This window comes from Streptococcus sanguinis, assembly GCF_050234405.1.
GTDB lineage: Bacteria > Bacillota > Bacilli > Lactobacillales > Streptococcaceae > Streptococcus > Streptococcus sanguinis_W.
This window is the reverse complement of the sequence record NZ_CP092117.1, coordinates 292,886-319,839: the sequence shown is the minus strand read 5'-3', so window position 1 is coordinate 319,839 and position 26,954 is coordinate 292,886. Positions and strand designations below refer to the sequence as shown.

Annotated in this window: 24 protein-coding genes; 4 read left to right on the top strand and 20 right to left on the bottom strand. The window is 43.1% G+C overall.

The features are described from left to right. Positions 1-197 precede the first annotated feature (197 nt). Complete coding sequence (locus MFP28_RS01670) at positions 198-1,124, top strand: alpha/beta hydrolase family protein (RefSeq protein WP_002907984.1); 927 nt, start codon at positions 198-200, stop codon at positions 1,122-1,124. 332 nt (positions 1,125-1,456) lie between these two features. Here the strand turns inward: MFP28_RS01670 and MFP28_RS01665 are convergent, their stop codons facing one another. The 5 genes from MFP28_RS01665 to MFP28_RS01645 all read right to left on the bottom strand — a co-directional run bounded on the left by MFP28_RS01665 (position 1,457) and on the right by MFP28_RS01645 (position 8,187). Further along, positions 1,457-3,850: an AAA family ATPase gene (locus tag MFP28_RS01665; protein WP_223331380.1), complete on the bottom strand. Its 2,394-nt coding sequence runs from the start codon at positions 3,848-3,850 to the stop codon at positions 1,457-1,459. Between the two features lie 685 nt (positions 3,851-4,535). Continuing rightward, positions 4,536-4,805, bottom strand: coding sequence for a 30S ribosomal protein S15 (gene rpsO, locus MFP28_RS01660; RefSeq protein ID WP_004193424.1), 270 nt, complete (start codon positions 4,803-4,805; stop codon positions 4,536-4,538). A gap of 246 nt (positions 4,806-5,051) precedes the next feature. Then, positions 5,052-6,080 carry a hypothetical protein gene (locus MFP28_RS01655; protein ID WP_002907980.1) on the bottom strand — a complete coding sequence of 343 codons (1,029 nt, stop codon included), beginning with the start codon at positions 6,078-6,080 and terminating at the stop codon, positions 5,052-5,054. Between the two features lie 197 nt (positions 6,081-6,277). Next, on the bottom strand, positions 6,278-7,006 hold the full coding sequence (locus tag MFP28_RS01650) for a pseudouridine synthase (RefSeq protein ID WP_002907979.1): 729 nt from the start codon (positions 7,004-7,006) through the stop codon (positions 6,278-6,280). 11 nt (positions 7,007-7,017) lie between these two features. Continuing rightward, positions 7,018-8,187, bottom strand: coding sequence for an MFS transporter (locus MFP28_RS01645; RefSeq protein WP_002907978.1), 1,170 nt, complete (start codon positions 8,185-8,187; stop codon positions 7,018-7,020). Between the two features lie 193 nt (positions 8,188-8,380). Between MFP28_RS01645 and def the strand changes: the two genes are divergently transcribed. Then, positions 8,381-9,013, top strand: coding sequence for a peptide deformylase (gene def / locus MFP28_RS01640; protein ID WP_002907977.1), 633 nt, complete (start codon positions 8,381-8,383; stop codon positions 9,011-9,013). A gap of 60 nt (positions 9,014-9,073) precedes the next feature. On the opposite strand, the gene MFP28_RS01635 is transcribed toward def, so the two are convergent. From MFP28_RS01635 to MFP28_RS01615, 5 genes are all read right to left on the bottom strand, one after another. Then, positions 9,074-9,304, bottom strand: coding sequence for a GlsB/YeaQ/YmgE family stress response membrane protein (locus MFP28_RS01635; RefSeq protein WP_002893807.1), 231 nt, complete (start codon positions 9,302-9,304; stop codon positions 9,074-9,076). A 94-nt stretch (positions 9,305-9,398) separates the two neighbouring features. Beyond that, on the bottom strand, positions 9,399-10,640 hold the full coding sequence (locus tag MFP28_RS01630) for an aminopeptidase (RefSeq protein ID WP_002907976.1): 1,242 nt from the start codon (positions 10,638-10,640) through the stop codon (positions 9,399-9,401). Between the two features lie 21 nt (positions 10,641-10,661). Continuing rightward, complete coding sequence (locus tag MFP28_RS01625; protein WP_002907975.1) at positions 10,662-10,814, bottom strand: hypothetical protein; 153 nt, start codon at positions 10,812-10,814, stop codon at positions 10,662-10,664. Positions 10,815-10,836: 22 nt separating this feature from the next. Continuing rightward, positions 10,837-11,517 (bottom strand): class I SAM-dependent methyltransferase, encoded by a 681-nt coding sequence (locus MFP28_RS01620; protein ID WP_032916191.1) that lies wholly within the window; start codon positions 11,515-11,517, stop codon positions 10,837-10,839. 11 nt (positions 11,518-11,528) lie between these two features. After that, positions 11,529-15,917 (bottom strand): PolC-type DNA polymerase III, encoded by a 4,389-nt coding sequence (locus MFP28_RS01615; protein ID WP_002907973.1) that lies wholly within the window; start codon positions 15,915-15,917, stop codon positions 11,529-11,531. A gap of 166 nt (positions 15,918-16,083) precedes the next feature. On the opposite strand from MFP28_RS01615, the gene MFP28_RS01610 reads away from it, so the two are divergent. Further along, complete coding sequence (locus tag MFP28_RS01610; protein ID WP_002907972.1) at positions 16,084-16,632, top strand: hypothetical protein; 549 nt, start codon at positions 16,084-16,086, stop codon at positions 16,630-16,632. Positions 16,633-16,687: 55 nt separating this feature from the next. Here MFP28_RS01610 and MFP28_RS01605 read toward each other — a convergent pair whose 3' ends face one another. The 8 genes from MFP28_RS01605 to MFP28_RS01570 all read right to left on the bottom strand — a co-directional run bounded on the left by MFP28_RS01605 (position 16,688) and on the right by MFP28_RS01570 (position 25,570). Continuing rightward, a complete protein-coding gene (locus tag MFP28_RS01605) occupies positions 16,688-17,068 on the bottom strand; it encodes a PH domain-containing protein (protein ID WP_032916189.1) in 381 nt (126 codons plus the stop codon). Positions 17,069-17,158: 90 nt separating this feature from the next. Further along, positions 17,159-19,009, bottom strand: coding sequence for a proline--tRNA ligase (locus tag MFP28_RS01600; protein WP_002907970.1), 1,851 nt, complete (start codon positions 19,007-19,009; stop codon positions 17,159-17,161). A 65-nt stretch (positions 19,010-19,074) separates the two neighbouring features. After that, positions 19,075-20,331: an RIP metalloprotease RseP gene (gene rseP, locus MFP28_RS01595; protein ID WP_002907969.1), complete on the bottom strand. Its 1,257-nt coding sequence runs from the start codon at positions 20,329-20,331 to the stop codon at positions 19,075-19,077. A gap of 226 nt (positions 20,332-20,557) precedes the next feature. Next, on the bottom strand, positions 20,558-21,361 hold the full coding sequence (locus MFP28_RS01590) for a phosphatidate cytidylyltransferase (protein ID WP_002907967.1): 804 nt from the start codon (positions 21,359-21,361) through the stop codon (positions 20,558-20,560). 18 nt (positions 21,362-21,379) lie between these two features. Beyond that, positions 21,380-22,129 (bottom strand): isoprenyl transferase, encoded by a 750-nt coding sequence (locus MFP28_RS01585; protein WP_002907966.1) that lies wholly within the window; start codon positions 22,127-22,129, stop codon positions 21,380-21,382. A 229-nt stretch (positions 22,130-22,358) separates the two neighbouring features. Then, positions 22,359-22,694 (bottom strand): preprotein translocase subunit YajC, encoded by a 336-nt coding sequence (gene yajC, locus MFP28_RS01580; RefSeq protein WP_002907965.1) that lies wholly within the window; start codon positions 22,692-22,694, stop codon positions 22,359-22,361. Positions 22,695-22,874: 180 nt separating this feature from the next. Further along, a complete protein-coding gene (tkt, locus tag MFP28_RS01575) occupies positions 22,875-24,851 on the bottom strand; it encodes a transketolase (RefSeq protein WP_002907963.1) in 1,977 nt (658 codons plus the stop codon). Positions 24,852-25,312: 461 nt separating this feature from the next. Then, on the bottom strand, positions 25,313-25,570 hold the full coding sequence (locus tag MFP28_RS01570; protein ID WP_002893837.1) for a hypothetical protein: 258 nt from the start codon (positions 25,568-25,570) through the stop codon (positions 25,313-25,315). A 386-nt stretch (positions 25,571-25,956) separates the two neighbouring features. Here MFP28_RS01570 and MFP28_RS01565 point away from each other — a divergent pair, with 386 nt between their 5' ends. Then, positions 25,957-26,097 carry a hypothetical protein gene (locus MFP28_RS01565; protein WP_173306654.1) on the top strand — a complete coding sequence of 47 codons (141 nt, stop codon included), beginning with the start codon at positions 25,957-25,959 and terminating at the stop codon, positions 26,095-26,097. A 132-nt stretch (positions 26,098-26,229) separates the two neighbouring features. On the opposite strand, the gene MFP28_RS01560 is transcribed toward MFP28_RS01565, so the two are convergent. Beyond that, entirely contained in the window at positions 26,230-26,640 is a 411-nt protein-coding gene (locus MFP28_RS01560; protein WP_002907961.1) for a hypothetical protein, read from the bottom strand. Then, positions 26,630-26,950, bottom strand: a complete 321-nt coding sequence (locus MFP28_RS01555) for a DUF4176 domain-containing protein (protein ID WP_002907960.1) — start codon at positions 26,948-26,950, stop codon at positions 26,630-26,632. The genes MFP28_RS01560 and MFP28_RS01555 overlap by 11 nt, the downstream gene beginning before the upstream one ends. Between the last annotated feature and the right edge of the window lie 4 nt (positions 26,951-26,954).

The window sequence follows — 26,954 nt, the reverse complement described above, 5'->3', positions numbered from 1 at the left end:
CCAGAACTGTGTTTTTATCTTAGTAGCTACAGTCTAGCAATATTTTCTAAAAAATTCAAGGCTATCTGAATCTCGCTTAGATAAATGAATTGGATTTTCTTGTATGAGATCCAGAAAAATCAAAAACAAGAAATCTCTCTTCTTGTAAAATACATTCATTTCCGATATAATACTACAAATACTGAAAGGAGAGAACTATGAAGTATATTTGGGCTTTTTTAGCAGCCTTGAGCTTAGCTGGACTGGTTCTTTTCTTCTGGCACTCCCAAACCAAATCAAATCCTACTCCTCCTAAGCCAGAAACCACACAGACAGCTTCTAGCGAGAAAATGGACAATCAACCGACTCCGACAGAAGACATCGTGTCTGAAGAATACAGCGTTTCATACGATGACAAGCAGCTCTACGGAAAGATTACTGCTCCTTCTGACTACAAGAGTAAAAAATTGCCGACTATTGTTATCGCACATGGATTGAACAACACCCTTGAGCAATATGAAATGTACAGCCAGCTGTTGGCAAAGCAAGGTTATCTGGTTTACAGCTTTGATTTCTACGGCGGCAGCCGTCAGTCGAAGAGCGGTGGACAAGATATGCTGAATATGTCGGTCAAGACCGAACTCACAGACTTGACTCAAGTCATGGAAAAGCTTCGTTCCGAGGCCTTTGTAGATAAAAGCAAAATGAGCTTATTCGGTGCCAGTCAAGGCGGCGTTGTTGCCAGTCTTTATGCTGCTGCTTATCCGGACCGCGTGCACAAACTCCTGCTCATCTTTCCAGCTTTCGTTCTTTTCGATGATGCCAAAGAGACCTATCGTGAGCTAGGGAGTCCTGACTTCGACCAACTTCCTGATAGCTTGACACACCACAATGCTACTCTGGGCAAGATTTATCTAATTGATGCCTTAGACATTGACATCCAAGCAGAACAGACCAAAATCACAGCTCCGACCCTCATTATCCATGGTACCGATGATGCAGTCGTGCCCTACCAGTATGCTGTTCAAGCGAGCCAGACCATTCCAAATGCAAAGCTGGTCACTGTAGAAGGTGGGGAACATCGCATTGACGAAAGATTTGCTATCACTGCCGCTCTTGCAATCCAAAAATTCTTGAAAGAGTAAATTTGCTGATAGAAAAAGTTCTTCTAAAATAATAGAAGGGCTTTTTTGGACCACAAAAAGAGTCTGACTGAGTTAGAAGCAAGACTAAGGAAAAGCCCTCTGAATCCAGAGGGGGTGATTTGTGCTCGGACTAAGATCCCAGTGAAAAAGAAAAAGCACTCTACAAATAAGAGTGCTCCATTCTTGCAGGATAAAATGTTTCTAGACAAGGCGACGAGCCGAAGATTGTACTAAAATTCTCTTGAAAAATAAAAAATCTCCCCTAAGGGAGCATGACACTCAGCAGTATAGAAATAAGGACCTCTCTTTAATGAAATGTCCTTATTTTATTTTTATCTATCTTCCAGAAAATCTGGGAGAGTTAAATTACTATTATTGAGAAATGATTTAAATTGTTCTGGATCATTTTGATATAAGGCGCCTAATATTATTCTAGCATCATGCTTAAACTCGCTTGTATTAATTGGATTGCGAGTTCTATCAAACCTATCTTCTCCATGAGAGTACTCATTATTTATACGTTGTATAAATGGAGCATTCTCACTTCCGAAATAATTAATAATTTTATTACCATTATTTGTTTTATAATCAGGATATTTAAAGTACAAAAGAGTTTCAATAAATTTTCTACCGTTGTTTGGAAAATTATAAAAAACAGAAAAATTATTTTCGTCTTCATCTTCCGTCGCCACTCTATATATTTGTTCAAACAGGAATACAAATTCTGTGACTTTATTTGATAAATGATTAGGCAATTTTTTTATATAACTTTTTGACGGGATATTTTCAGCTTCTTTTATCTTTTCTATTAAGTAATAATCTTTTTTATTAGAAAATCTATTTGTATATTTCAAGAAATCTAGATTATGAGTGGATAAGAAGTATTGTAAAAATTCTTTCTTTTCCAGAAGACAAAAAATTAGGTTGTAAATATAAAAAATGTTATTTTCATCCAGACTAGAGACAGGGTCATCAATAAATAAGATTGTTTTTGACTTTTCTTCTGTCGACAAACTTTCTAATCTTGTAATATAATAAGCAAAGGCTATTAATGATTTTTCCCCCTCACTTAGATTATATGCTCTTTCTTCATTACGAGAAACTTCGAAATATATACCTTCCTCATCATCGACCGATTTTAGGGACATCTCTGAATGTGCTAAAGAATTTTGAAGTATCATATTTATACGTTTTGCTGCTTCAGATTCTGACTTTAAACTACCTTCAAGTTCAATAATATCTTGCTCAAATTTTTCTTTTTCTTCGTTTAATATTTTCTGTTCCAAACTTATTTTTTCCATATCATCTTGGAGTTGGTCAACTTCTTGAGATAGTTTAGTGAACTCAGATACAGGGAATTCTTTTACAATATAATATCTTCGAAGAAAATCTATACTTTTAGTTTTCCTATCCTCAAATTGTTCTATCTGCTCAACAGTATCATCATATAGCGAGTCAATCTTAACTTGAATTTCGGGAAAATCAAGCCAATTTAAATCATTAATTTCAATTTTAGAAAAAATATCTCGTTGTTTTTCTAAAATTTTTGATTTTAGCGTTTCTAGAACTCTTTTTCTATTATTAATAGTAATTTTAATATCTTTGTTTATATTTTGAATATCGGATACAGAATCATTAAAATAGTCTTCTTTATTAATATTTGGAATAGAATCTAATTTTTGGATTTCTGATTTTATCGTATCATTTTGCACTGCTAATTTGTTTTCCAAAGAGCTTAGCTCATCAGAAAAAGCCAACTTTAGATTTTTAATGAGGTCACTATCAATGCTGTTACCACAAAATATACATTTTTCTGGATTTTCTCCATGAATATCAACACCATGCTTAATCCAATTTATTTTATCTGGACTATCTTTATATTCATCTAAAATATTACTTACTGAGACAACTTTAGATAAAAGTTCCTTCGTTTTTTCTAAAAATGATGTGAAATTAAATTCTTTGTCAAAACTAACTAAATCTATTTTTTGTGGTTTATTTATGTTTTTTTCGAGAATTCGTATTTTGGCTTGTTCAACATTCTTTTCTAACTCAGCCACAGCCTTCTCATCATCTTGTAATGGTAAAATAGGAAAATGAGCTGAATATTTTTCAAACTCCTTCTTTATATCTCGTATATCATATTTATTACCAACTACGACCGAGGGATTCTTTAAATTCTTGATTTTTGAAGCAGTTGTTCTCAGTTTTGAATCTAAACTATCTTTACTGATTTTAGTCTTTTGTTGCTTTTCAGCTATATCCGATTCAATCTGTGACAATTTTTCATTTCTAGGTTTAAGTTCGTTTAATCGTATATTTTCGATTTTCTTCAAGGTTTCATTAGTATCACTACCTATCGAAATTTGGAAACTATTTAATTTATTGTCATTGTGAAGATAAATATTATCGTCAATAAATCGCTGATTAAAAACCTTACAATCTATAGGTAACGCATGAGTCGCTATTTCATTTGATTTGATAAATATCTGGTTAGCTAATTTGATTTCAAAATCTATATCTCCGTACTTTTCTGGAAGTTGCTTAAGTTCAATACTTTGAAAAATTTTCGAATAAGTACTTTTTCCGGAATAGTTTCTACCGTAAAAAATATTAATTCTTCCATCATTAAAATCATTACCGATACCTGACTGACTATGCTGTTTATAGTCTTTATAGCAACCAAAATCTTTGATATCAATTTTTTTAATTTCTAAATCTGACATAGTTTATACCTCTTTTTCATTATATCATATAGAGATAGCATAAAACAGGATGCATACTTAAATTACTTTATAAATGAGAATTGTTCCAATCGCGCTTCGAATCGTGTCGATGAAGCAACTTCTTTCAACTCCGTAAAATGAGATTTTTAAGCCTAATCTATCACATGAAATACGTCAAAACTTAGTCTAGATTTGTCAGTCTAACTCATTCCGACAGGAGTTTCATTTCTGACTTGACAGAAAATGATTCACAAGCCGATTGGCATGAAACGCAACTAAATTATTCAGATAGACATTTATTACAATTTCATCGGAAAACTAAATAACGAAAAAGCGAGTCAGATGAACTGACTCGCTACTATTAACCCTAATAACTGAACTGCTAGGTGTCAGCTCGACTAAGGGAGAAGATTTGGTTTATTTTACCTTACAGTGCTAGGAACCGTAACCGAAGATAATACTTGAGTATATCTAGGTAAGGTGACAAGGCAATGTAAGTGGAAAATAAAGCAGATTAACGACGAAGTCCTAAAAAGTTGACAAAACAAAAAAGCCCCCTGAAGTCCGAGAGCTATTTTGAGCTCGGGCTAAAATCCTAGTGAAAAAGATGAAACTCCTTGTGTTCATCGAACACGGTGTCGTTTCCCTATTTTCATACGGATTTTTGGCGCCCTTAGCATCATGATTAACGACGAAGTCCAAGAGAGTTAATCAACTCACGGTAACGGTTAACGTCGTTCTTACGAAGGTAAGCCAAGAGGTTACGACGGCGACCGATTTTCTTCATCAAACCACGGTAAGTAGCGTGGTCTTTTTTGTGTTGTTTGATGTGGTCGTTGAGGTGGTTGATTTCCCAAGTAAGGACAGCAACTTGTACCTCTACTGAACCAGTGTCACCTTCGTGACGTGCGTATTGTGCAATGATTTCATTTTTTTTCTCTTTTGAGATTGCCATGATATACTCCTTTTCTTTACGCTTCATCCGAGTGACAGGTTTGGCATGGCCTGCAACCAAGAAGAAGTTATTTGTCTTTACGACATACTTATTCTACCAAGAAGGTCTACCTTTGTCAAATGATTCTACTCTATCTTCTTCCCATCTAAATTGTAATTTTTTCGAGATAGCCAAGCATAAGCAGCTATTCCCCATCAAGCAAATAAAAAGAGAATCTACTCAGGATAGTCATAAAAAACCAGTCTCCTAGGACTGGTTAAAAAACTTTAGTTCATCTATCTTTTCTAAACTTGCTCTGATTGTACCACCAGTATCAAGAATAAGTATTTTCTTACCATTTTGGACTATTACGAAATAATTGTTAGAATTGATATCAATGTAGATATCCTTATTACTTTTGACTTGATAACCTTCTTCTCTGACTGATTCTTTAATCAAGGCAATCTTTTCCCCAACTTCTTTTTCACTCAGTTTCTCTTCTGGATTATCAGCAATCAATTTCGTATATTCTATAAAGGGATAGAGTCCCAATCTACTCGAATCACTAGAATTATATTCTTCATCACGATCGGATTCTATATTTACAATTCCAACGTCAGAGATACTTACGTTCATTGAATCTTCACTATTTTTGTAACGAATTTTCCACTCACCAATAAATACCTTAGGATACTGAACTTTATAAAATTGAAGACGCTTGATATACTGTGAATCATTTGAACTATTAATACCTGAACGACTATCATAAATAATCATACTTCCATCATTTTGCAGAAGGTGGTAAATCTTGTTTTCGTCAATATAAGCAGAAAAGATAGCCTTAGTATTGAGTTTGAAATGTTTATCAAAGTCAGATAAGGTCTTAATTTTTGGATCGTTTTCTTCCTTAATAAATTTTTCAAAATCAGCCTTAGCTTTGTCTCCTTCAGCTAATTTTTCAATATCTTTTTTACCATTAAATAGCTTTTTCTTATCATTCAGTTCATAAACAAAAGAAATAGAGTCAGCTGGATTAATCCATACACCATCAAGGACCACATCTTTTCGTGGCATACCAAACAGTATAACTGCTGTAATCCCTATAATTGAAGTAGCTAGTCCTAAAATTCCCAAAATAATCCTTTGGCGCTTGTTCTTAGCTTGAAGCATCGTTGTTGCTTTAGGAATTTCTTGAGCTACAAACTTCCCACTTGTCTTTGCCGCTTGAAACTCTTGAGCTGTTGGTTTTCGATGATAAGTCGCTTCAAACTGCGCAACCCACTCATTCTGATTCATAAAATCCTCCTTTATAATGATTCTAACAATGAATTCTCATCGCTAGTAAACTAACTGTTTACTATATTGAAATTTATTATACCATATATATTAACTAGAAAAACATTTACTAGTGAAAAAATTTGTGACTTGGGCTAGCATTTGGCAGATTACAACTATATGAGATATACAAAATTAACTGTGAAGTACTACGTCATTTACAATTCAACCCCAAAGATTTCTAAAGAAAGTATTTCTTTCTCGGTCAATCTCCGCCATTCTCCGAGAGCCAATGCAGGATCCAACTGTAGGGGCCCCATCGTGAGGCGCTGAAGATCCGTAACTTCTTTTCCGCAGGAAGCCACCATACGCTTGACCTGGTGGAACTTGCCCTCAGCTAGGGTAATTTCTACGAGAGAAGTCTCTTTTGCCTCGTCCAGCTCTAAAATCTTGAGCTGAGCTGGCTGGCAGGTGAAGTCTTTCAGTTCTATTCCTGCAGCAAAGCGCTCCTCATCTGCTTGGTTCATCAGGCCTGCCACTTGAGCTCGGTAGATTTTTTCGACGTGCTTTTTGGGTGACAGCATGACATGGGCTAGCTTGCCATTATTGGTCAGAAGGAGCAGGCCGTGGGTATCAATATCCAAGCGGCCGACAGGAAAAACTTCTTTCTGACGGGCAGTCTCGTCCAGCAAGTCCAGAACCGTCTTATGACGGTCATCCTCTGTCGCCGAAATGACTCCCTGCGGCTTGTTGAGAAGGTAGTAAACGAATTTTTCATAGGTCAACCTTTGGCCAGAAACAATAATCTCATCTGCTGTCTCATCAATCTGAGTCTTAGGTGATTTCTCTGCTCTGCCATTGACCAAAACCAGCCCTTTCTTTAGGAGCTGCTTAACCTGGGCGCGTGAGCCCAGACCATTTTCTGCTAAAAATTTATCCAGACGCATCGTATAACCTCCTAGCTTTTTGGAGCCAATCCACCCTTTTCTCTGCTAAATCTTAGAACAAAGAGCGAGGTCAGAATCATAGCCAGCCCTAAAACGCTGAAAATAAAGGCTGGAGCGTTGGAGAATCTCCCAATGAAACTGAGGACAAATGTAGTGGCCGTTGCTCCGATACTGCAGCCTAAAATCACGATAGAAGTGGCTTGATTGAGGAGGTGGGCGGAAATGCGCTCGGACAGGGTGTAAAAAATGGTCGTCAGACCGACACTATAGACAAAGCCAGCGCTAATAGTAGCCATGCTGAGTGACAAGAGATCAGGTGAGAAGCCAATGATAATCTGAGTCAGTCCAAAAACCAGACCAGAAAGCATCAGCAGTTTATCTCCAAAAAGACGGGTCAAACTAGCAAAGCTGATCCCCGCTGCAATCCCAATCAACTGCATCAAGGAAAGAATCACACCTGCAGTCTGGGCCGTCCCCATGCCAGACTTCTCTACAATCCCCGGCACGCGCACATTGATGGCAATATAAGTCAGTACAATAACCCCCGCCACAAAGGCAAAAGCTAGACTCAACTGCCAATCATGACTGCTTAGCTTAGGAGTCGATTCAGACTGTTCTTGCTGCTTTTCAGAGACCTTGTCATAAGGAACAAAAAGCAGATAAAGCGCTAAAACCACTAGTCCAAAGGTATAGACGAGAAAGGCAGCCTGCCAGCCGAGAGGAAGAAGTCGACTGACTCCAAAAGTCAAGAGGGCTGTCCCGACTACTTCTGCGGATCCTCTCAGTCCTAAAAGCCGAACGCGTTCCTGTCCCTTATAGCGCTCGCTAACAATCGAGATAGCCTTGGCATTGAGCAGACCGATTCCCATCCCAAAGACAATCCGAGAGGCAAACATAAGCCAGTAGGACTGGTTAAGAAGAGGAAGAAGCCCGCAAAGTGAAAAGATTAGAAGCCCGCTCACAATCATCTGACGCTCTGTTAGGTATTTTTCAATGACCCTATTAAACAGCAACATCAGCATAATCCCAGCCGAAGGCAAAGAAACCAGAAGTTCTACCCAACTTTCTGGAATCCCTTTATAAAAAGCAAACATGGCTGACTGGGCACTGGAAATCGAAAAAGCCGTCGTCAGAATCAAAGAAAGCGAGAGGATACTCACCTTTTCCATCAATTTTTTCATTCTATTTTCCTTTAAAATTCACACTACCTCTATCATACAGTTTTTTGGGCCAAGACGCAATTTCTTTGTCAGGAATATTAAGGGTCGCTGTGGCTTCATCAAAAAGCAGGCACCCCCAGCCAGTCAAAACCGCTCCCGCCTTTATTTCTTACAGCTTTTATGTTATGATGAAGGATAGAAAAAGGAGAGAATCATGTCTGTGAGTGAAAAAACATCTGTTATTGAACGATTAACCAAACCAGCCCATTTAATTGATATGAAGGACATTATCCGTGAGGGCAATCCGACCCTGCGCGCTATCGCTGAGGAAGTCAGCTTCCCTCTTTCTGACCAGGACATCATTCTGGGAGAGAAAATGATGCAATTTCTCAAGCATTCCCAGGATCCAGTCATGGCAGAAAAAATGGGGCTGCGCGGCGGCGTTGGTCTAGCTGCTCCCCAGCTGAATATTTCCAAACGGCTCATCGCTGTTTTAGTTCCCAACCCTGACGACGAAGAGGGCAATCCGCCTAAGGAAGCTTATAGCCTGCAAACTTTGATGTACAATCCTAAGATTGTAGCCCACTCCGTTCAGGATGCAGCTTTAGCTGATGGTGAAGGCTGCCTGTCAGTCGATCGAGAAGTACCGGGCTACGTGGTTCGGCATGCGCGAGTGACCGTGGATTACTTTGACAAAGACGGTCAAAAGCATCGTATCAAGCTCAAGGGCTATAACGCCATTGTTGTTCAGCATGAAATCGACCATATCAACGGCATCATGTTCTATGACCGCATCAATGAAAAAGACCCGTTTGCAGTCAAAGACGGCATGTTGGTAATTGAGTAAATAACTTGCATATCATTATCAAAAATACCTAGATAGAAACTATCTAGGTATTTTTCTATTCTAACTATCCCGTCTCCAGAAAATAGCCAATAGGATAACTGCTCCTAGCACTGATGGAACAATAGCTGTATCAGCAAGCATTGGTCCCCAATGGCCAAAGAGAAATTGACCAATCAAGGAACCAAACCAACCCAAGAGGATTTTCCCAATACAGCCCATGCGCTCCCCACGGCTGGTAATAGCCCCGGCGATAAGGCCGATGATAAAACCGACAAACATACTACCAATCATATATTCCCCTTCTTTCTATATTTCTAGCAAGGCTTCCCAAGAAGCAAGTGGAAGCTGTCATTATGAAATGCGCCATTTAGGGCAGCTCAAAATCTTAAATTACCCAGTCTCCATTGCGGAAGATGGCTACACGGCTGCCATCTTTACGGATACCATCAATATCCATCTGATTTGAGCCAATCATAAAGTCCACATGGACATCCGAGCGGTTGAGACCTGCCACCTCCAACTCTTCCTCAGATAAATTCTCTCCCCCGACTACACTAGTCGCATATGCTGCACCAATAGCCAAATGGTTAGAAGCATTTTCATCAAAAAGTGTATTGAAGAAGGTGATGCCTGACTGGGAAATCGGGCTTGGATCTGGCACCAAGGCACACTCACCTAAAGCACGCGCACCCGCATTTTCAAAGACAAGATCCTTCATAACCTGGTCACCCTTTTCTGCAGTAATGTCCACAATCTGGCCATCCTTGAAGGTCACCTTGATGCCTTCGATGATGTTGCCATTGTAGCTGAGAGGCTTGGTGCTGGTCACATAACCATCGGCCCGACGGAAGTCCGGTGCTGTAAAGACCTCTTCTGTCGGCATGTTAGCAATGAAATATTCGCCCTGGGCATTAAGACTGCCAGCTGACTCCCAGTGATGGTTCTTGGGCAAGCCCAATGTCAAGTCTGTTCCAGGAGCTGTGTAGTGCAGAGCAATGAATTGCTCTTCATTCAAAACTTTAGCCTTTGAGCTGAGTCTTTCTTCATGAGCTTTCCAAGCGGCTACTGGGTCATCCTCATAGACACGGCAGGTTTTGAAAATCTGATCCCAAAGCAAGTCTACCGCTTCCTCATCGCTGGCTGCATTTGGAAAGACCTTCTTAGCCCACTCTGTACCAGCTGCTGCAGCGACTGTCCAGCTGACTTTATTGGATTGGGTTGCGATCCGCATCGGTTTCATGGCTATCCCCATAGCCTTAGCAGAAGCTGATAATTTCTCAGCATCCACGCCGTTCAAAGCCCCCGGATCAGATGAACGAACGCCCAAGCGGCTGGCTTTCTTTTCGAGGAGATAGTTCATCTCAGCCACCTTATAGTCTGGGACATTGTCCAAGCGCTCCATTGGTGCATGGAGGAATTTCTCCCGCGTAGTCAAATCATCCGCCCACTGGACGATGACCTCGTGAGCCCCCAGAGCATAGGCTTCCTTGACAACCAAGTGAGCCAGTTCACGCTGCTCCACATCAATATTGAGCGCCACCGTGTGACCCGGCTGCACATTGATACCATTGGCAACCAATAGTTTAGCATATTTTTCTAAGTTTTCTTTAAAATTTGGCAGAACCATTCTGCTTCTCCTTTTCTTTTGTTATTTCTCTTTAAATAAGGACAGCAGGCTAACCTCTGCTACCGTACCACAAATCAAAGCGGTCATTTTCAAAATCGTATCTGGATCAAGATTCAGCTGGTAATCAAACACTTTTTGCGCTGGCTTATCCTGAGCGGAAATGGTAAGTTTCATGAGATAGTCCTTTCTTTGCTAATCATACACTGTTTTTTTGCCAGATGACTTTCATATTCCAGCCATCCGAAATTAATTTACAGCCTGGCAGCAACTTCCCATAAATCTCTTCATATCCTTTTTTAGAAAGGTAGCGATCTGTTGCTAAATGATTGAGCCAAGATTTGGAGGTGCTATGTTTGAAGATTCTTCTGGCATTTTTCAAGCCGAATCTTTTCCAGTGTCGAGGAAAATCTAAATAAGCGCCTACAATATAGGTCCAAGTTGAAGGAGTGGGCTTTTCTGATACATTGTCCATAACAAACAGGATGCCACCTGGCTTTAGTAATTTCTTACATTTTTCCAAAGCTTCAGGGATGTCCAAATGATGAAATGTCGTTCGACTGAAAATAAAATCAAATTGTTTCTCAAAAACAGCGGTTAAAAAATCATCCTGCAGTAATTCTACATTCTGTAAATCTTCTTTTTCTACTTTATCTTTTGCTATCTGCAGAAAATCCGCAGAAAGATCTATTCCTGTCACATGTTGAAAATATGAAGACAGAAAAATGCAGGTATTCCCTCCGCCACAACCAATATCCAAAGCGGAAACTCTACTGTCAGGCAAATTATCCAGTAGATAATCGGGCTTGCCTTCCAAAAGAGTGGTTACCCAATCATATTCTGAAGCAACCGCATTAAATTGTTCCGTAATATTTTCCATAAACATCCTTCTTAAAAAAACTCATCAAACAGACTCAACTGGTTATCCTCGGGCATATTTCCTAGAATACCCATGTCGTCCATTTTTTCGACTAGGGTGCTAGATAGGCCGCCACGTTTGCGGAGCTCTGTCTTAGAGAGGAATTCGCCTTCTTCCCGCGCTCTGACCACTTGGCGGGCAACGTTGTCACCCAGACCGTCCATAGCAGAGAATGGTGGGATAAGGGTGTCCCCTTCGATGAGAAACTCAGTCGCGTGGCTCTTGTAGAGATCTAGCTTCCCAAACTTGAAGCCCCGCTCCAGCATTTCATTGACGATTTCCAGAGTCGTATAAAGGTCAATTTCTACATTGGAGGCTTCGTTGTTCTTGCGCTTTTCAGCGATTTCGTTCATCCGACGCTTGACTGCATCAAGTCCCCCACTCATAGTCTTGATATCAAAGGCCTTAGCCCGGATGGAGAAATAAGCACAGTAGTAATAAATCGGATGATGCACCTTGAAATAGGCCACCCGCAGGGCCATCATAACGTAGGCTGCCGCATGGGCCTTGGGGAACATGTACTTGATTTTTCCACAGGACTCGATGTACCACTCTGGCACATTGTTTTCCTTCATGGCTGCGATATAGCCGTTGCGCTCTTCTTCAGAAATCTTCAGCCAAAGACCCTTCCGCACGCGCTCCATGATTGTAAAGGCCATCTTCGGATCCAAGCCCTTATGCATGAGGTAAACCATGATGTCGTCCCGACAGCCGATAACGGTGGACAAGTCAGCAATCCCTTGCTTGATCAAGTCCTGAGCATTACCCAGCCAAACATCCGTACCATGAGAGAGACCAGATAGCTGTAAGAGCTCGGCAAATGTCGTCGGATGGGTCTCATCAACCATACCCCGTACAAAGTTGGTCCCAAACTCCGGAATCCCCAGCATACCAGTCGGCGTGCCGATTTGCTCCTGAGTCACACCCAAAATGTCTGTCCCAGAAAAGAGGGCCATGACGCCAGCATCATCCATAGGAATGTCATTGGGATCAATGCCAGACAAGTCTTGAAGCTTCCGAATCATGGTTGGATCATCGTGTCCCAGAACGTCTAGCTTGAGGACATTTTCATCGATATCGTGGAAGTTGAAGTGGGTGGTCTGCCACTCGGCCGTCACATCGTCAGCTGGATATTGGACTGGTGTAAAGTCATAAACATCCATGTAGTTGGGGATAACAACGATTCCACCTGGGTGTTGTCCAGTCGTCCGCTTGACTCCGGCAGCTCCCTGCGCCAGACGCTCAACTTCTGCGTCCCGATAGAACTTCCCGTAGTCGCGCTCGTAGCCCTTGACAAATCCATAGGCCGTCTTAGCCGCAACGGTACCAACAGTACCAGCCCGAAAGGCATACTCCGCACCAAAGATATCCCGCACGTCCAAGTGGGCGCTCGGCTGATCCTCTCCGGAGAAGTTCAAGTCAATATCGGGTACCTTGTCGCCGTCAAATCCAAGGAAGGTCTCAAAAGGAATATCCTGACCGTTCTTGCTCAGCTTGTGACCACACTCTGGACAGTCCTTATCCGGCATATCAAAGCCAGAACCATAGGAGCCGTCCGTGATGAACTCGCTGTATTGGCATTTGCCACAGACATAGTGGGGCGACAAAGGATTAACCTCGGTAATTCCAATCATGGTCGCGACAAAGCTGGATCCAACTGACCCCCGTGAACCTACCAGATAGCCCCGCTCATTGGATCGTTGCACCAGCATCTGGGAAGCCAAGTAAATCACGGCAAAACCATTCCCCAAGATAGAGGTCAGCTCTTTTTCGATCCGCAAGTCTACGATATCTGGCAGCGGATTGCCATAAATCTCAAAGGCTTTTTGATAGGTCAGCTCGGCAACTGTCTCCTCAGCCTTGTCAATGAAAGGCGTATAGAGGTCGCCCTTGACCACCTCTACCGGCTCAAAGGTTTCCGCCAGCTGATTCGGATTGGTGATAACCAGCTTCTTAGCCAAATCCTTGCCCAAAAAGGCAAATTCGTCCAGCATCTCATTGGTGGTCCGGAAGTGAGCCTTAGGAAGCGGAGCCGGCTGGGCATTTTCACCGTGACCAATGGTCCGGTTAATCATGGCTCCCTGACCGAGACTCCGGACGATAATCTCACGATAGATTTCTTCTTCCGGCTCGATATAGTGGACGTTCCCCGTCGCAAGGACAAGCTTACCCAAGCGTTCTCCGACCTCAATCAAATTGCGAATAATGGTCTGCAGTTCTTCCTGATCTTTGATCTGCTCCTTGGCAATCAGCGGCTCATAGATAGCCGGCGGCATGACCTCGATAAAGTCATAATACTTGGCCACTTCGACAGCCGCATCCACCCCCTGAGAGACAACGGCGTCATAGACTTCGCCTTCTGAGCAGGCTGAGCCCAGAATCAGGCCTTCACGATGGGCATCTAATACGGTCCGTGGAATCCGCGGGACACCTTCAAAATACTTGGTATTAGACAGACTGACTAACTTGAAAATATTTTTTAGTCCCGTCTGATTTTTCACATAAATAGTCGCATGCTTGACCCGAGCCTTCTTGTAGGAATTCTCATCGACCAGATCCGTATTCAAATCCTTAAGATTGGTCACACCATGCTTTTCAGCCACATCCTTGATAAAGATAAAGAGGAGGCGGCCCGTCGCTTCCGCGTCATAGTTGGCCATGTGGTGGTGCTCCAGAGCAATCTGGAAACGCTTGGTCAAAGGCCCCAAACCATGACGCTTATACTCTGGATAGAGGTTGCGGGCAAATTCCAGCGTGTCAATAACTGGCTGAGTGATTTTCGGCAGGCCATGCCGCTCATAATTGACATTCATAAAGCCCACGTCAAAGGTGGCATTATGGGCAACGAGGACACTGTCCTGGCAAAATTCCTGAAATTCTTTCAGCACTTGCTCTAGCGGTTTGGCATTGCGGACATGCTCATCTGTAATCCCGGTTAGATCCGTCGTAAAGGCCGAAAGAGGATGCCCAGGATTGATAAACTCATCAAACTCAGCGATGATATTGCCCTTGTGCATCTTGCTGGCAGCGACTTGAATCAAGTCATTGTAGACCGCTGAAAGCCCTGTTGTTTCCACGTCAAAGACTACATAGGTCGCATCGCTCAGCTCCATGTCTACTTCATTGTAGACGATGGGCACCCGGTCTTCTACAATATTGGCCTCCATGCCATAAATCAGCTGAATACCAGCTTTCTTGGCAGCCTTGTAGCCGTGGGGAAAGCTCTGCACATTGCCATGGTCGGTAATGGCGACAGCCTTGTGGCCCCACTTGGCGGCCGTTGCCACGATTTCCTCCACCTCAGGCAGGGCATCCATAGTAGACATATTGGTATGGGCGTGAAACTCAACCCGCTTCTGGCCCTCAGGCATCAGATCCTTGCGCTCATAGTGGGTAACGGCCTGCACATCCTGCACATTCATGGTCAGGTCGCGGGTGAAATTGTTCATCTCCACATTTCCGCGCACGCGCAGCCAAGCGCCTTTCTTAATCATGTCAAACTTCTTGGCTTCTTCCTCGTTTTTCATCCATTTCTGCAAGGAAAAGCTAGAAGTGTAATCTGTCATTTTGAAATTGAGCAGGACCCGGCCGGTCCGAGTGACCTTCTGCTCCAAGTCAAAGACCATTCCCTCGAAGACCAGACGGTTTTCTTCAGTCTGAACTTCAATCATAGGGGTAATCTCTGCCTTGTCCAGCTTTGGTTTAGCCGCAGCCTTGCGAGCTTGGAAGTCATAGGCTGGCTTTTCCTCTGGCGGTGGTGCCATCTGCTGCAGGGATTCCATGGCTTTGAGCGCTTCTTCATTGGCCGCCTGGACAATCTTGTCATTCTCCGCCTGGAAATTCTCTGCTTGCTGCTGGGTCAGCTCATCGCTGTGCTGAACCTGACAGGTCAGCTGAGGAAAGCCGTACTTGACCAGCTGCTGGCTAAGATTGGGCAGGTGATTCTTACGGAAATGCTCCGTATCAATGTTCGAAGCCCCCTCAATCAGCAGCTTATCACCATCCAAATGGACCCGCAAATCCTGATACAGACTCTTGAATCCATGACTGGAACAAGGCCCTTCCTCAAAAGCCAGCTGGTAATAAGCCTGCAAGAGCTCATCCGATACCTGAGGAGCCTGACAGTGAATTTCAAAAATGGCCTGATTGCCCGTCTTAGAAAACTCTTGAGCTAGGCGCTTCTGCAATTCTCGAAAAATCTCAATGGGCAGGATATTCGCAAAAGAAAAATGAAACTCCCAGACCCGACTGACCTTGTGGACCAGAACCTTCTCAATTTCTGCATTCAAAAAGGCCTCTGAATTTCTCATTTCCAGTGGCATATCCAGCTGATGCATTAAAATTTCAAACTTGTTTGACATGATATTTCCTCGTACAGTAGTGACCCTATTTTACCATAAATCAGCACTTTTTTCGACAGAAAAAGAATAGGGCAAAGCACGAGTCCCAACACAATTATCAAATCGTTTTTCATGGTGCTAAGTTATGATATAATAGAAAAAACATTTATCAAAAGGAGTCTTAACTGTGAAGAAAATTTTACTAGCCAGCGCTTGTATGCTGACCCTGACTGCCTGCAGTATGCCTAATCAGAATCAGCAAGAAAACAAACCCAAACAAAATCAGAGCCAGAGTCAAAGTAAAACCAAAGAAGAAAAGGTGAAAACGAAAACTTTTTCTAATAAAATCGATGACTATTATACTAATTCAGTCAAACTTTTCTATACTAAAGACAAGATCCTATCTTTTCAGCTAATTTCCAGCCAAGCCATCCCTGAAGAAAATCAAAAAATGAGCGTTGAAGAACTAACAAAAATCTATAGAGAAGATCTTAAGCAAAGTCCCATGATTGAAGATCAAGAAAAGCTAAAAGGGCTTGAAATTCACGTTGAGATTTCCGAAGACAAGAAAAAAGCTATAGCCATTTTTGACTTTGACCTCAGCAAAATAGATCAAGAACAACTGATTCAGTCAGCAGATGACTCTGAAAGCAGTCAAACTTTCTTCAAAAAACTCCAAGATAAACCGGATGTTGTCTTTGATTTTTTGAAGGGGCAAGGACTTAAAGAAGAATAAAAAAGCTTTCTGAGTGATTTAACTTTACAGTTAATGCTCAGAAGGCTTTTTATGTCTATCTTAACACTGCTTCCGCTAAGGCCTTTTGGATAGCGATGACGCTGCGATCGCTGGTAAATTGCAGGACTTCTGCTGGCTCTTGAGCGCTGGAAACCCAGATTTTCAGCTCAGCATCTAAGTCGAAATGCCCAGCTGTTTCTACTGAGAAGCGACTGATAGAGCGATAAGGAAAAGACTTATAAGAAGTCTTTTTGCCAGTCATTCCCTGCTTGTCGACCAAGATTAAACGCTTATCTGTAAAGACAATCAAGTCGCGAATAAGGCTAAAAGCCAGTTCCACATTCTCTGTTGTTGTCAGAATATCCTCCAATTGTCTTTCCGTTTTTTCAATATCTTTCTGAGAGGCATTGCCTAATAAACCGCCGAATAATCCCATCAATCGGTCCTCCAATCTATTTTTTCCTACTATAGCATTTTCACCTCCAATAAGCAAAAGAAAACTGCCAGATAAAACTGGCAGTTTGTTTTATTTTGTCAAAATAGACAAGGTCTCTAGCAGATTATCGGCGTGGACTTCAATGGTATCGCCAGTAGCCTTGATCTTGACTTCGACGATGCCTTCGGCGGCTTTTTTACCAACAGTCACACGGATTGGAAGACCAATCAAATCGCTGTCGCTGAACTTAACACCAGCGCGCTCATTGCGATCATCCACCAAAACCTCATAACCAGCACTTAGCAAGTTAGCCTCAATTTGGTCTGTTAAAGTCAAGGCTTCCTCGTCCTTGACATTGACCGGAATTAAGTGCACATCAAATGGTGCCAGCTCTTTCGGGAAGTTGATGCCCCAAGCATAGCGGAATTCGCCCTTAGGAGTTTTATTGACAAAGAGACGGGCATGCTGCTCCATAACAGCAGACAGGAGACGGCTGACACCGATACCGTAACAACCCATAATCATCGGTACTGCTCGGCCATTTTCGTCCAAGACATTAGCGTTCATGCTGTCAGAGTAGCGAGTTCCCAGCTTAAAGATATGCCCAATCTCAATCCCGCGAGCAAACTTGAGGACACCTTGGCCGTCTGGCGAAATCTCACCTTCACGAACTTCACGGATATCCACATACTCAGCGGTAAAGTCACGGCCTGGATTGACACCGGTCAAGTGGTAACCATCTTCGTTAGCGCCAACCACAGCGTTAGCTAGGTCTTGCACCTTACGGTCAGCAATAATTCTCACGTCTTCTGGCAGATTGACTGGCCCTAGTGAGCCAAATCCCGCACCCAAAAGCTGACGGACTTGATCTTCACTCGCCACATCAAAGAAATCCGCTGCCAAATGATTTTTCAGCTTGACTTCATTAAGCTGGTCATTGCCGACCAAAAGTGCTACGACAGGAGATTCGTCAGCCATGTAAACCAAGGTCTTGATTGTCTGGCTTTCATCCAACCCTAGGAAGGTAGCAACTTCGTCAATGGTCTTGCAGTCAGGCGTTGAAACACGGGCTACTTCTTCCTCAGTCACGACACGTCCTGCTGGCTTGTATTCATCTGTCGCCATTTCAAGGTTGGCAGCATAGCTGGACTCACTGGAGTAGGCAATGGTATCCTCTCCAGATACCATCCAGCTGGTCAATTCTGTCCGAATAGCTTCCTGAACATCCTCAGGAATCTCATCAAAGCTAGCTACAGACTTGTCCAAGACCATCCAACGGTTCAAATCCGTCCGGTCCGGCGTAATGGCCATAAATTCTTGGCTGTCCTTGCCCCCCATGGCACCGCCATCACCGATAATGGCTTTGAAATCCAACTCGCTACGGGTAAAGATTTTCTCATAGGCAGACTTGTATTCATCATAAGCTGCATCCAAGCTGTCATAGTTAGCGTGAAAACTGTAGGCATCTTTCATGATAAACTCACGCGTCCGCAAGAGCCCGTTACGAGGACGCTTTTCATCACGGTATTTAGGCTGAATCTGATAGAGATTGAGCGGCAGCTGTTTATAGGATTTAACCGAATCACGGACGATAGCTGTAAAGGTTTCCTCATGGGTTGGACCTAGGATAAAGTCCGATTTCTCACGATTTTTCAGTTTATAGAGGTCTTCACCATAGGTCTCATAACGGCCAGACTCGCGCCAGAGGTCCGCACTGAGCAAGGCTGGCGCCAGCATCTCCACTGCACCAATCTTGTCAAACTCTTCTCGCATGATTTTTTTGGCTTTTTCAATCACGCGATTAGCCAGTGGCAGATAAGAATAGACCCCAGCTGAAACCTGACGGACATAGCCAGCCCGCAGCATCAGAGCGTGACTGATAACTTGAGCATCGCTAGGCATCTCACGCAGGGTTGGAATTAACATTTTACTTTGTTTCATAAAAACAAAACTCCTTGACTTTCATTGAATAATTTCTTTTTCATGGCTCTATAAGATTTAGGCTCTTAGAAGAATAATTTCATAATATCGTTCCAGGTAACGGCAATCATCAGGATGACCATAATAGCCACTCCAGACAGAGTGATATAGGTCTCCGTTTCTCTTCTCAGCGGTTTTCTGCGGATAGCCTCCAGAATATTGAGGACGATTTTTCCGCCGTCCAAGGCTGGAATAGGAATCAGGTTGAAAATACCGATATTGAGCGACAGCATGGCCAAAAGGCTGAGGACTGCTGGCAAGCCTTGCTCTGCGGCCTGACTGCTGAAATTGTAAATAGCGACCGGACCGCCCAGCTTATTGATATTGAAGTTGAAGACGATATCTTTCAGAGCTGACAAAATGCGAACTGTGGTAGACCAAGCTGCAGTAAAGCCGCCAATGACCTTGTCCCAAAAGCCTGTCTTGACCGTTGGAGATACCCCTAGCAGATAGCGATTGCCGTCTTTTTTAGGCTGTACGGTAACCTCTTTCGTTTCGCTGCCGTGCTTGTAGGTAACTGACAAGGTCGGTGCTTCCTTACTCTTGGCTGTGATTTTCGCCAGAGCACTGGTTAGATCCGCCCAGTTGCTAATCTTATAGTCATTAATCTTAAGGATTTGGTCGTTATTTTGAACCCCAGCAGCTGCTATAGCACTACCATCCATGACTTGGAAATGATTGCTGTTTTCATCGCGAACACCGCCCTGAACAAAGGCCAGCAGCATAAATACCAGCACGCTCAGGATGAAGTTATTCATAGGCCCAGCAAAGTTGGTGATGAGGCGACCCCAGATACTAGCATTCTGATACTGAACATCCAGCGGTGCAATCCGCACCTCAGTGCCGTCTTCTTCAACAATCGTTGCATCATGATCTACTGCATAAGTCTTGAGCTCGTCAAGGACCAGACCAGTGATTTCCAGCTTTTCCTCAAAGTCAAAGCCAGTCACATTCATGGGCAGAGCTGTCTGGTCAACCTTTTTGCCAGAGAGATTGATGCGAACCACCTTGCCCTCTGCATCCAAGGTCAGACTAGCCGGTGTCCCCACCTTAATGTCAGTGGAGTCTTCCCCCCAGCCGGCCATGCGCACATAGCCCCCCAAGGGTAAAATCCGAATCGTATAGGCCGTCCCGTCCTTGCCAATATGGGAGAAAATCTTGGGTCCCATACCGATAGCGAACTCTCTGACCAAAATGCCGGACTTCTTCGCAAAGTAGAAGTGTCCGAACTCATGGACCACCACAATGATCCCAAAAATAATAATAAAGGTTATAAACTGCATGGACTTCTATTTTTACCTTTCCTAGAAATCTTGTTTTTGCTTTTAAATCAAAGAAGGAGCAGAAAACGGCCAAATACCGAGCTTCCCACCCCTGCATAGCTGACACTTTTGAAAATAGGGTAGAAGCTCAACTCAAAATTTTGAGCTCTAAATCCTAGTTCCTTCTCAGATTGTGCGGTCTTTGGACAAGCTTGCCATCCCTTGCTTTCGGCCATGCTCGACTGTCTTAGAACAAGCCGAAGAAATGCATGAGCGGAAAGACGAAGAGAAGGCTGTCAAAACGATCCAAAACACCGCCGTGGCCAGGAATGAATTTCCCAGAATCCTTGACCCCGAAATGACGCTTAACTGAGCTTTCGACCAAATCACCCAACTGGCCGGCAATACTAAAGAGCACTGCCAGAATCAAAAAGACAAAAGCATTATAAGGAGTCGCTACTTGCGGTCGAACCAACATAAAGATTCCAGTCACTAGAACGGCTGATAGAATACCGCCCAGGCTTCCTTCAATAGTCTTATTAGGAGAAACTCTCGGCGCCAGCTTTCTTTTACCAAAACGCACCCCGACCAGATAAGCTCCACTGTCAGTAGCCCAGACGATAAAGAGAGCTAGCAGGACCTTGTCAATATTCATCAAGCGGGCATCAATCAAGGCATTAAAACCAAGACCAACATAAAAACTAGCTGCAATCGGATAGGCCGCATCCTCAAAAGTGTAGTTGGAACCTAGAACAGTCGAAATCAGCAGAAGGAAGACGACCAAGCCATAGGCCACGACATTGCCATCCACTGGCAGAAACTTCAGATAGTTCTCCAAGGGCAGGGTTAGGACAAAGGCTGCCAGCATGGCCAAGACCCCTTCGATTGTCGCTGTCGGCAGGCCTTTCATTTGGAGAAATTCATGCACCGCCAGCATAGCCAGCAGCCCCACAAAAATCTGAAAGACGACTCCTCCTGTCAATACCAGAGGAATAAAAATAGCAAGAGCGATTCCTCCAAAGATTAGACGTTTTTGTAAATTTTTACTCATACTCTTTTACTTTCTCCCTTAAACACCGCCAAAACGTCGATTCCGACGGCTGTATTCTGCAATTGCAGCCTTCAAAGCCTTCTCATCAAAGTCAGGCCAGAGAATATCCGTAAAATACAGCTCGCTGTAGGCTGACTGCCAAGGCAGAAAATTGCTGAGGCGCAGTTCCCCACTGGTCCGTATCACTAGATCCGGATCGCGCAGCATCTTAGGCAAGTTGCTGGTATAGAGGTAGTTGCCAATGACTTCCTCAGTAATGTCACCGGGACTGAGTTTAGCATCCAAAACATCCTGAGCAATCAGTTTAACCGCTTGATTGATCTCATATCGGCCACCGTAGTTTAGGGCAAAATTGAGAATCAAACCTGTATTGAGCTTGGTCAGGCTTTCAGCCTTTTCCAGAGCTTCAAATGTCGCCTTAGGAAGCTTAGCCGTGTCACCAATCATCTGGATCTTAACATTGTTCTTGTGCAGCTCCGGCACATAGCGGTCGTAAAATTCAACCGGCAGATTCATGATAAAGGAAACTTCCTTTTCCGGCCGAGACCAATTTTCCGTTGAAAAGGCATAGACAGTCAAGACCTGAACACCCATTTCCTTGGCTGCAATCGTCACCCTTTGCAAGGTTTCCATGCCAGCCTTATGACCGAACACGCGCGGCTGCATCCTTTTTTTGGCCCAGCGGCCGTTGCCGTCCATAATAACAGCAATGTGTTTGGGAACATTCAGCGGTGCGTTCAGCTTTTCTTTTTTCTTAAAACTAAACATACTTTTTATCCTATTTAAAGTTTTGTCAGTTCATTATATCATAAATCCTTGGAATGTGGGCAATTCATCCGCTTTTTCAAGCCTGAGGGCATAAAATAAGGACAGAATGTCAACTAAAAAATCCAAACTCACCCAGCCTGTCCAAACTGCGAGGCGAATAAGCTTGAAACCAGACACCTTCTAAACGTATGAGTCAAAACAAAAAACAGCCCGCAAGCTGTTTATTTCTTTACTCTTCAATCGCTGATTCTTCCTCGGGAAGGTCAACGCTTCCTTCACCGCCAGCAGCAGCAGGAATGCCCTCAGTCAATGGCAGTACAGTCTTAATAGCAGCCAACTCAAAGGTCAGGTAAACACCGTCCACATCCAGAACAACTGTTTTCTTATCTGTGTCCACTTCATCTACTGTTCCGTATAAACCGCCGATGGTAATGACTTCATAACCCTTTTGTAGCTTGTTAAGGCTTTCCATACGCTGCTGAGCCTGTTTCTTTTGGGCACGCATCTGGAAATAAGTCATCCCTACCAGTACAACCGCAAATACAATAAGCATAATTGGATTCATATCTTTTCTCCTTCGAATGTCATATATGAACTACTATAGCAGATTTCCCTTATTTTTACAAGATGATTCTGACTTTTCAAGTAAAGTCCGTCTCAAGTCGGAGGAAGCATGACTGACCTAACGACATTTTCTAAACAAGGCAAAAAATCAGGATGGCCGGCACCCTGATTTTATGTCTTTTTATTTAAGATTTTTAACAACTTCTGCTACGTGCTCAACTGTAAAGCCGTATTCTTCCAGAACCTTGCCTGCCGGAGCAGATGCACCGAATTGATCGATTCCGATAACTGCACCGTCTAGACCGATATACTTGTACCAAGGCTGGCTAGCTGCCATCTCGATCGCTACGCGACGACGAACTGCATTAGGCAGAATTTCTTCTTTGTAGACTGCATCTTGAGCATCAAAAAGCTCTGTTGATGGCACGCTGACCACACGAATTTTAGCGCCATCTGCTGCAAGTGCTTTAGCAGCTGCAACAGACAAATTAACCTCAGAACCAGAAGCCAGCAAGATGGTATCGAAATCTGCTCCTGTTTCGTAAACCACATAAGCACCTTTAGCTACCTTGTCAAAGTTTGTGCCTTCTTCAACTGTCAGATTTTGACGGGTCAAGACCAGAGCAGTCGGAGTGGATTGGCTCTTAAGGGCTAAATACCAAGCTGCCTGAGTTTCACGCGCATCTGCTGGGCGGAAAACAGTCAGGTTTGGAATAGCACGCAGACCAGCCAAATGCTCAATCGGCTCGTGAGTTGGTCCATCTTCACCAACTGCAATAGAGTCGTGAGTAAATACATAAGTCACTGGTAAGCCTTGAAGGGCAGACAAACGGACAGCTGCCTTGACATAGTCTGAGAAGACGAAGAAGGTACCACCGTAAACGCGAAGTCCACCATGAAGCGCCATACCGTTGAGAATTGTTCCCATAGCAAACTCGCGCACACCAAATTGGATATTGCGGTTGAGACGGTGGGCATCATCTTGAAGGCCATCCTCCTTGATATAGGTCATATTAGAATGAGCCAAGTCAGCAGAACCGCCAAGGAAAGTTGGAAGCACCTTAGCTGCTGCATTGAGGGCATCCTGACTGGAATTACGAGTCGCTTGAGAGAAGCCATTTTCAAGTACTGGGAAGTCTTCTGGTTTGATTTCGACTGGATCCTGACCAGCGATGATAGCTGTTACTTCTGCTGCCAATTCTGGATGGGCTTGCTTGTAGTCCTCTACTAGCTGTTTCCAAGCATCGTAAGCCGCTGCACCACGCTCTGCCACATTTTGACGGTAGTCAGCATAGACTTCCTCAGGAATCTCAAATGGCGCATAGTCCCAGCCCAAGGCTTTACGAGTAGCTTCCGCTTCTTCTGTTCCCAGAGGCGCACCGTGCACTGCATTCGTTCCTTGCTTGTTTGGAGAACCGTAACCGATAACAGTCTTAACTTCAATCAAAGATGGTTTGCCGGAAGCTTTAGCTTCATTGATGGCTGCATCAATCGCTGCAAGGTCTGTTCCATCTTCTACCAAGGCAGTATGCCAACCATAGGCTTCATAGCGGGCACGAACATCTTCTGTAAAGGAATCCTTGGTCTCTCCATCTAGGTTGATATCATTTGAATCATAGAGAACAACCAGCTTGTCAAGCTTTTGCAGACCAGCGTAAGAAGCAGCCTCAGCTGAAACACCCTCCATCAAATCGCCGTCACCACAGATGACATAAGTGTAATGGTCGAAAATTGGATAGCCTTCACGATTATACTTAGCAGCTAAGAAACGTTCTGCCTGAGCAAATCCAGTAGCTGTAGAAATACCCTGTCCCAGTGGGCCAGTGGTGGCATCAACACCAGCTGTGTGGCCAAACTCTGGGTGACCTGGTGTCTTAGAACCCCATTGGCGGAAGTTTTTGATTTCCTCCATGCTGACATCTTTAAAGCCAGACAGATGAAGCAAAGCATAAAGCAGCATAGAGCCATGTCCTGCAGATAGGACGAAGCGATCGCGGTTAATCCAGTTTGGCTCTTCTGGATTGATACGAAGTTGTTTAGTAAACAAGTCATAAGCCATCGGTGCAGCACCCATGACTACGCCAGGGTGACCTGACTTAGACTTTTCAATCGCGTCAATCCCTAAAAAGCGAATGGCATTAACTGATAATTGTGACATTGGATTCTCCTTATTTTTACTAAGATCTGTTCTGATACCAGAACAGGATAAACAATGGTCGTAGAAACGATAAAAATTGTCTCATATCTATTATAAGAAAATTATCCCTATATCGCAAGATAGGGATAATCTCATCTTTTTATAGATTTATTATAAATCTTGAAAGCGATAACAAAAAGACCAAGAATTACACAGGTGACTGTTCACTCTTGGACTGTCAAAAAAATCTGCCCATAAGGACAGAAAAAAGTAAGAAAGTGAGCATTGCTGCTCTTAAGTTCAATTGAGCTTCAAACTTGTTCCATTAAGTTTTAGCGGAACCTAGACTTAGCTTGCGCTCAGTCTGCATCAATGCCTCTAAATTCGACTGCGCCCACAGCTTGTCTCATTAAGAGACATAGAAAAACCCAGCTATCCAAATGGTTAGCTGGGTTAGGGTTGAGCTACATCATAGTTTTAGACTATCCTGCGGCCTTTTGATGAATGGTGATGCCGTATTTTTCATGGTTTTCTTCATACCAATTAATTAAGGCCATCGCAGTTTGATAAGTAATGTTCTTAATTTTGCTGGTCCCTTTAGTTAAGGTCAGGATACTCATCTTGCTGATGTTTGCATCCGTCGCAATTCGATAACTAGTTAAGGTTCCATTAACTAACAACTGAACAACAGCCTCGACTTTCCTATAGTCAGGCATAGTTGTAATATCCAACTTTTTCATAATTAAATCCTCTCCTAAAATTTAATTTACTAATCCATTATACACTTTTTTCTGACATTTACATATATAAAAACTTGAAAATGTACAAAAAAATTAGAACAGAATCTATTGAAATGTCAACTTTTCCTGTTTTATAAACATTTATGTTTTATCTCCATTATCTAAAAAATTTAAAATGCCCAATTGTCATTTGCTGTCTTCCTCCAAATTATCTAAACATTTTTTAGAAGCCTAAATCATGCTAGTTCATATTATGTGAATATCATCCAACAGTTTTTTAAAATTTTCTGAAAACTGATGAAATACAGTATTGCGTTCCCGCATTTTACACTAGTCTGCTTTAGAGTTTCCAAGAAAAAACTTAAAAAATTTAGAGGAAAATAGCAATGTCAACCTTTCTAAAAAGTAAGCAGCTTTATGAAGCCAGTATGTTAGTCTATCAGAGAGAACGGCAGTATCTAGAAGAAAACAAAGAGCAGATGACAAGTGATAGTTCTTATGCCCTTGCAAGTATTTCCAAATTATGAAATGGAGCACCAAGCCAATAGAAAGGTTTTGATAGAAGACTTGTATAAGGCTTATCAGCTCTTTCGCTGCTGCAGGAGCCTGTTCAAATGACAAAATCCGCCTCGCTAGAACGAGACGGATGTAGCTGTGCATTAAAAAGACTGAGATTTAGACTTCTGCTCCAGTCTCTTGGCTGAGGGGCTGTCTTTTCTGACCAGATAAAGGCTCTCCTTGGAATTGGTCGGATCCTCCTTGAGCTTGAGCATGAGCAAATCCCCATTGTGGACATAGCTGTAAAATTTAGACCCTAGCCGGATACTGCCGGCCTTGCGGTCAATGCTGCCCTTCTCTTTCAGACCGTCTTTATAGAGGGTGACTTGCTGGCCCCTAAGATTCAGAATCGTTTCCTTGTCCAAGCCACTGAAGCCGTCTGCCCCATCCTCAATCTGGCGGTAATACACTCCGTCCAGACTGGCCTCATTCAGGCTGGTAAAGAGGAAGAGAGCTCCAAAAGCTAAAGCAAGAAGGACCAGGCCTGAGAAAATAATTGTCTTACGCTTCATCTGCCGCTCCTGCTCTTTCCGGGACGGTCAGCCTGGGATAGGGGATATCAGCTATCAGCTCGTCATAACGCTGGAGCAAATCCTGAAAAGTCACATCTACATAACCAACAAAGACCAGCCGCTCAATATCTTCTTTATTAAAAAAGATTAATTCTTTTCCCGTCAGACCGGAGGGCAGGGTTACTGCCCCAAAGTCAAAGTAGCCGGTCTGTCCGTCAAGGGTCGTCACAGGAAACTGGCTGACAATCATCAGGGGTTGAGAACTGCCCTTAACCATGACTACACTTCCGATAGGTAATTGTTGCTTCATCAAA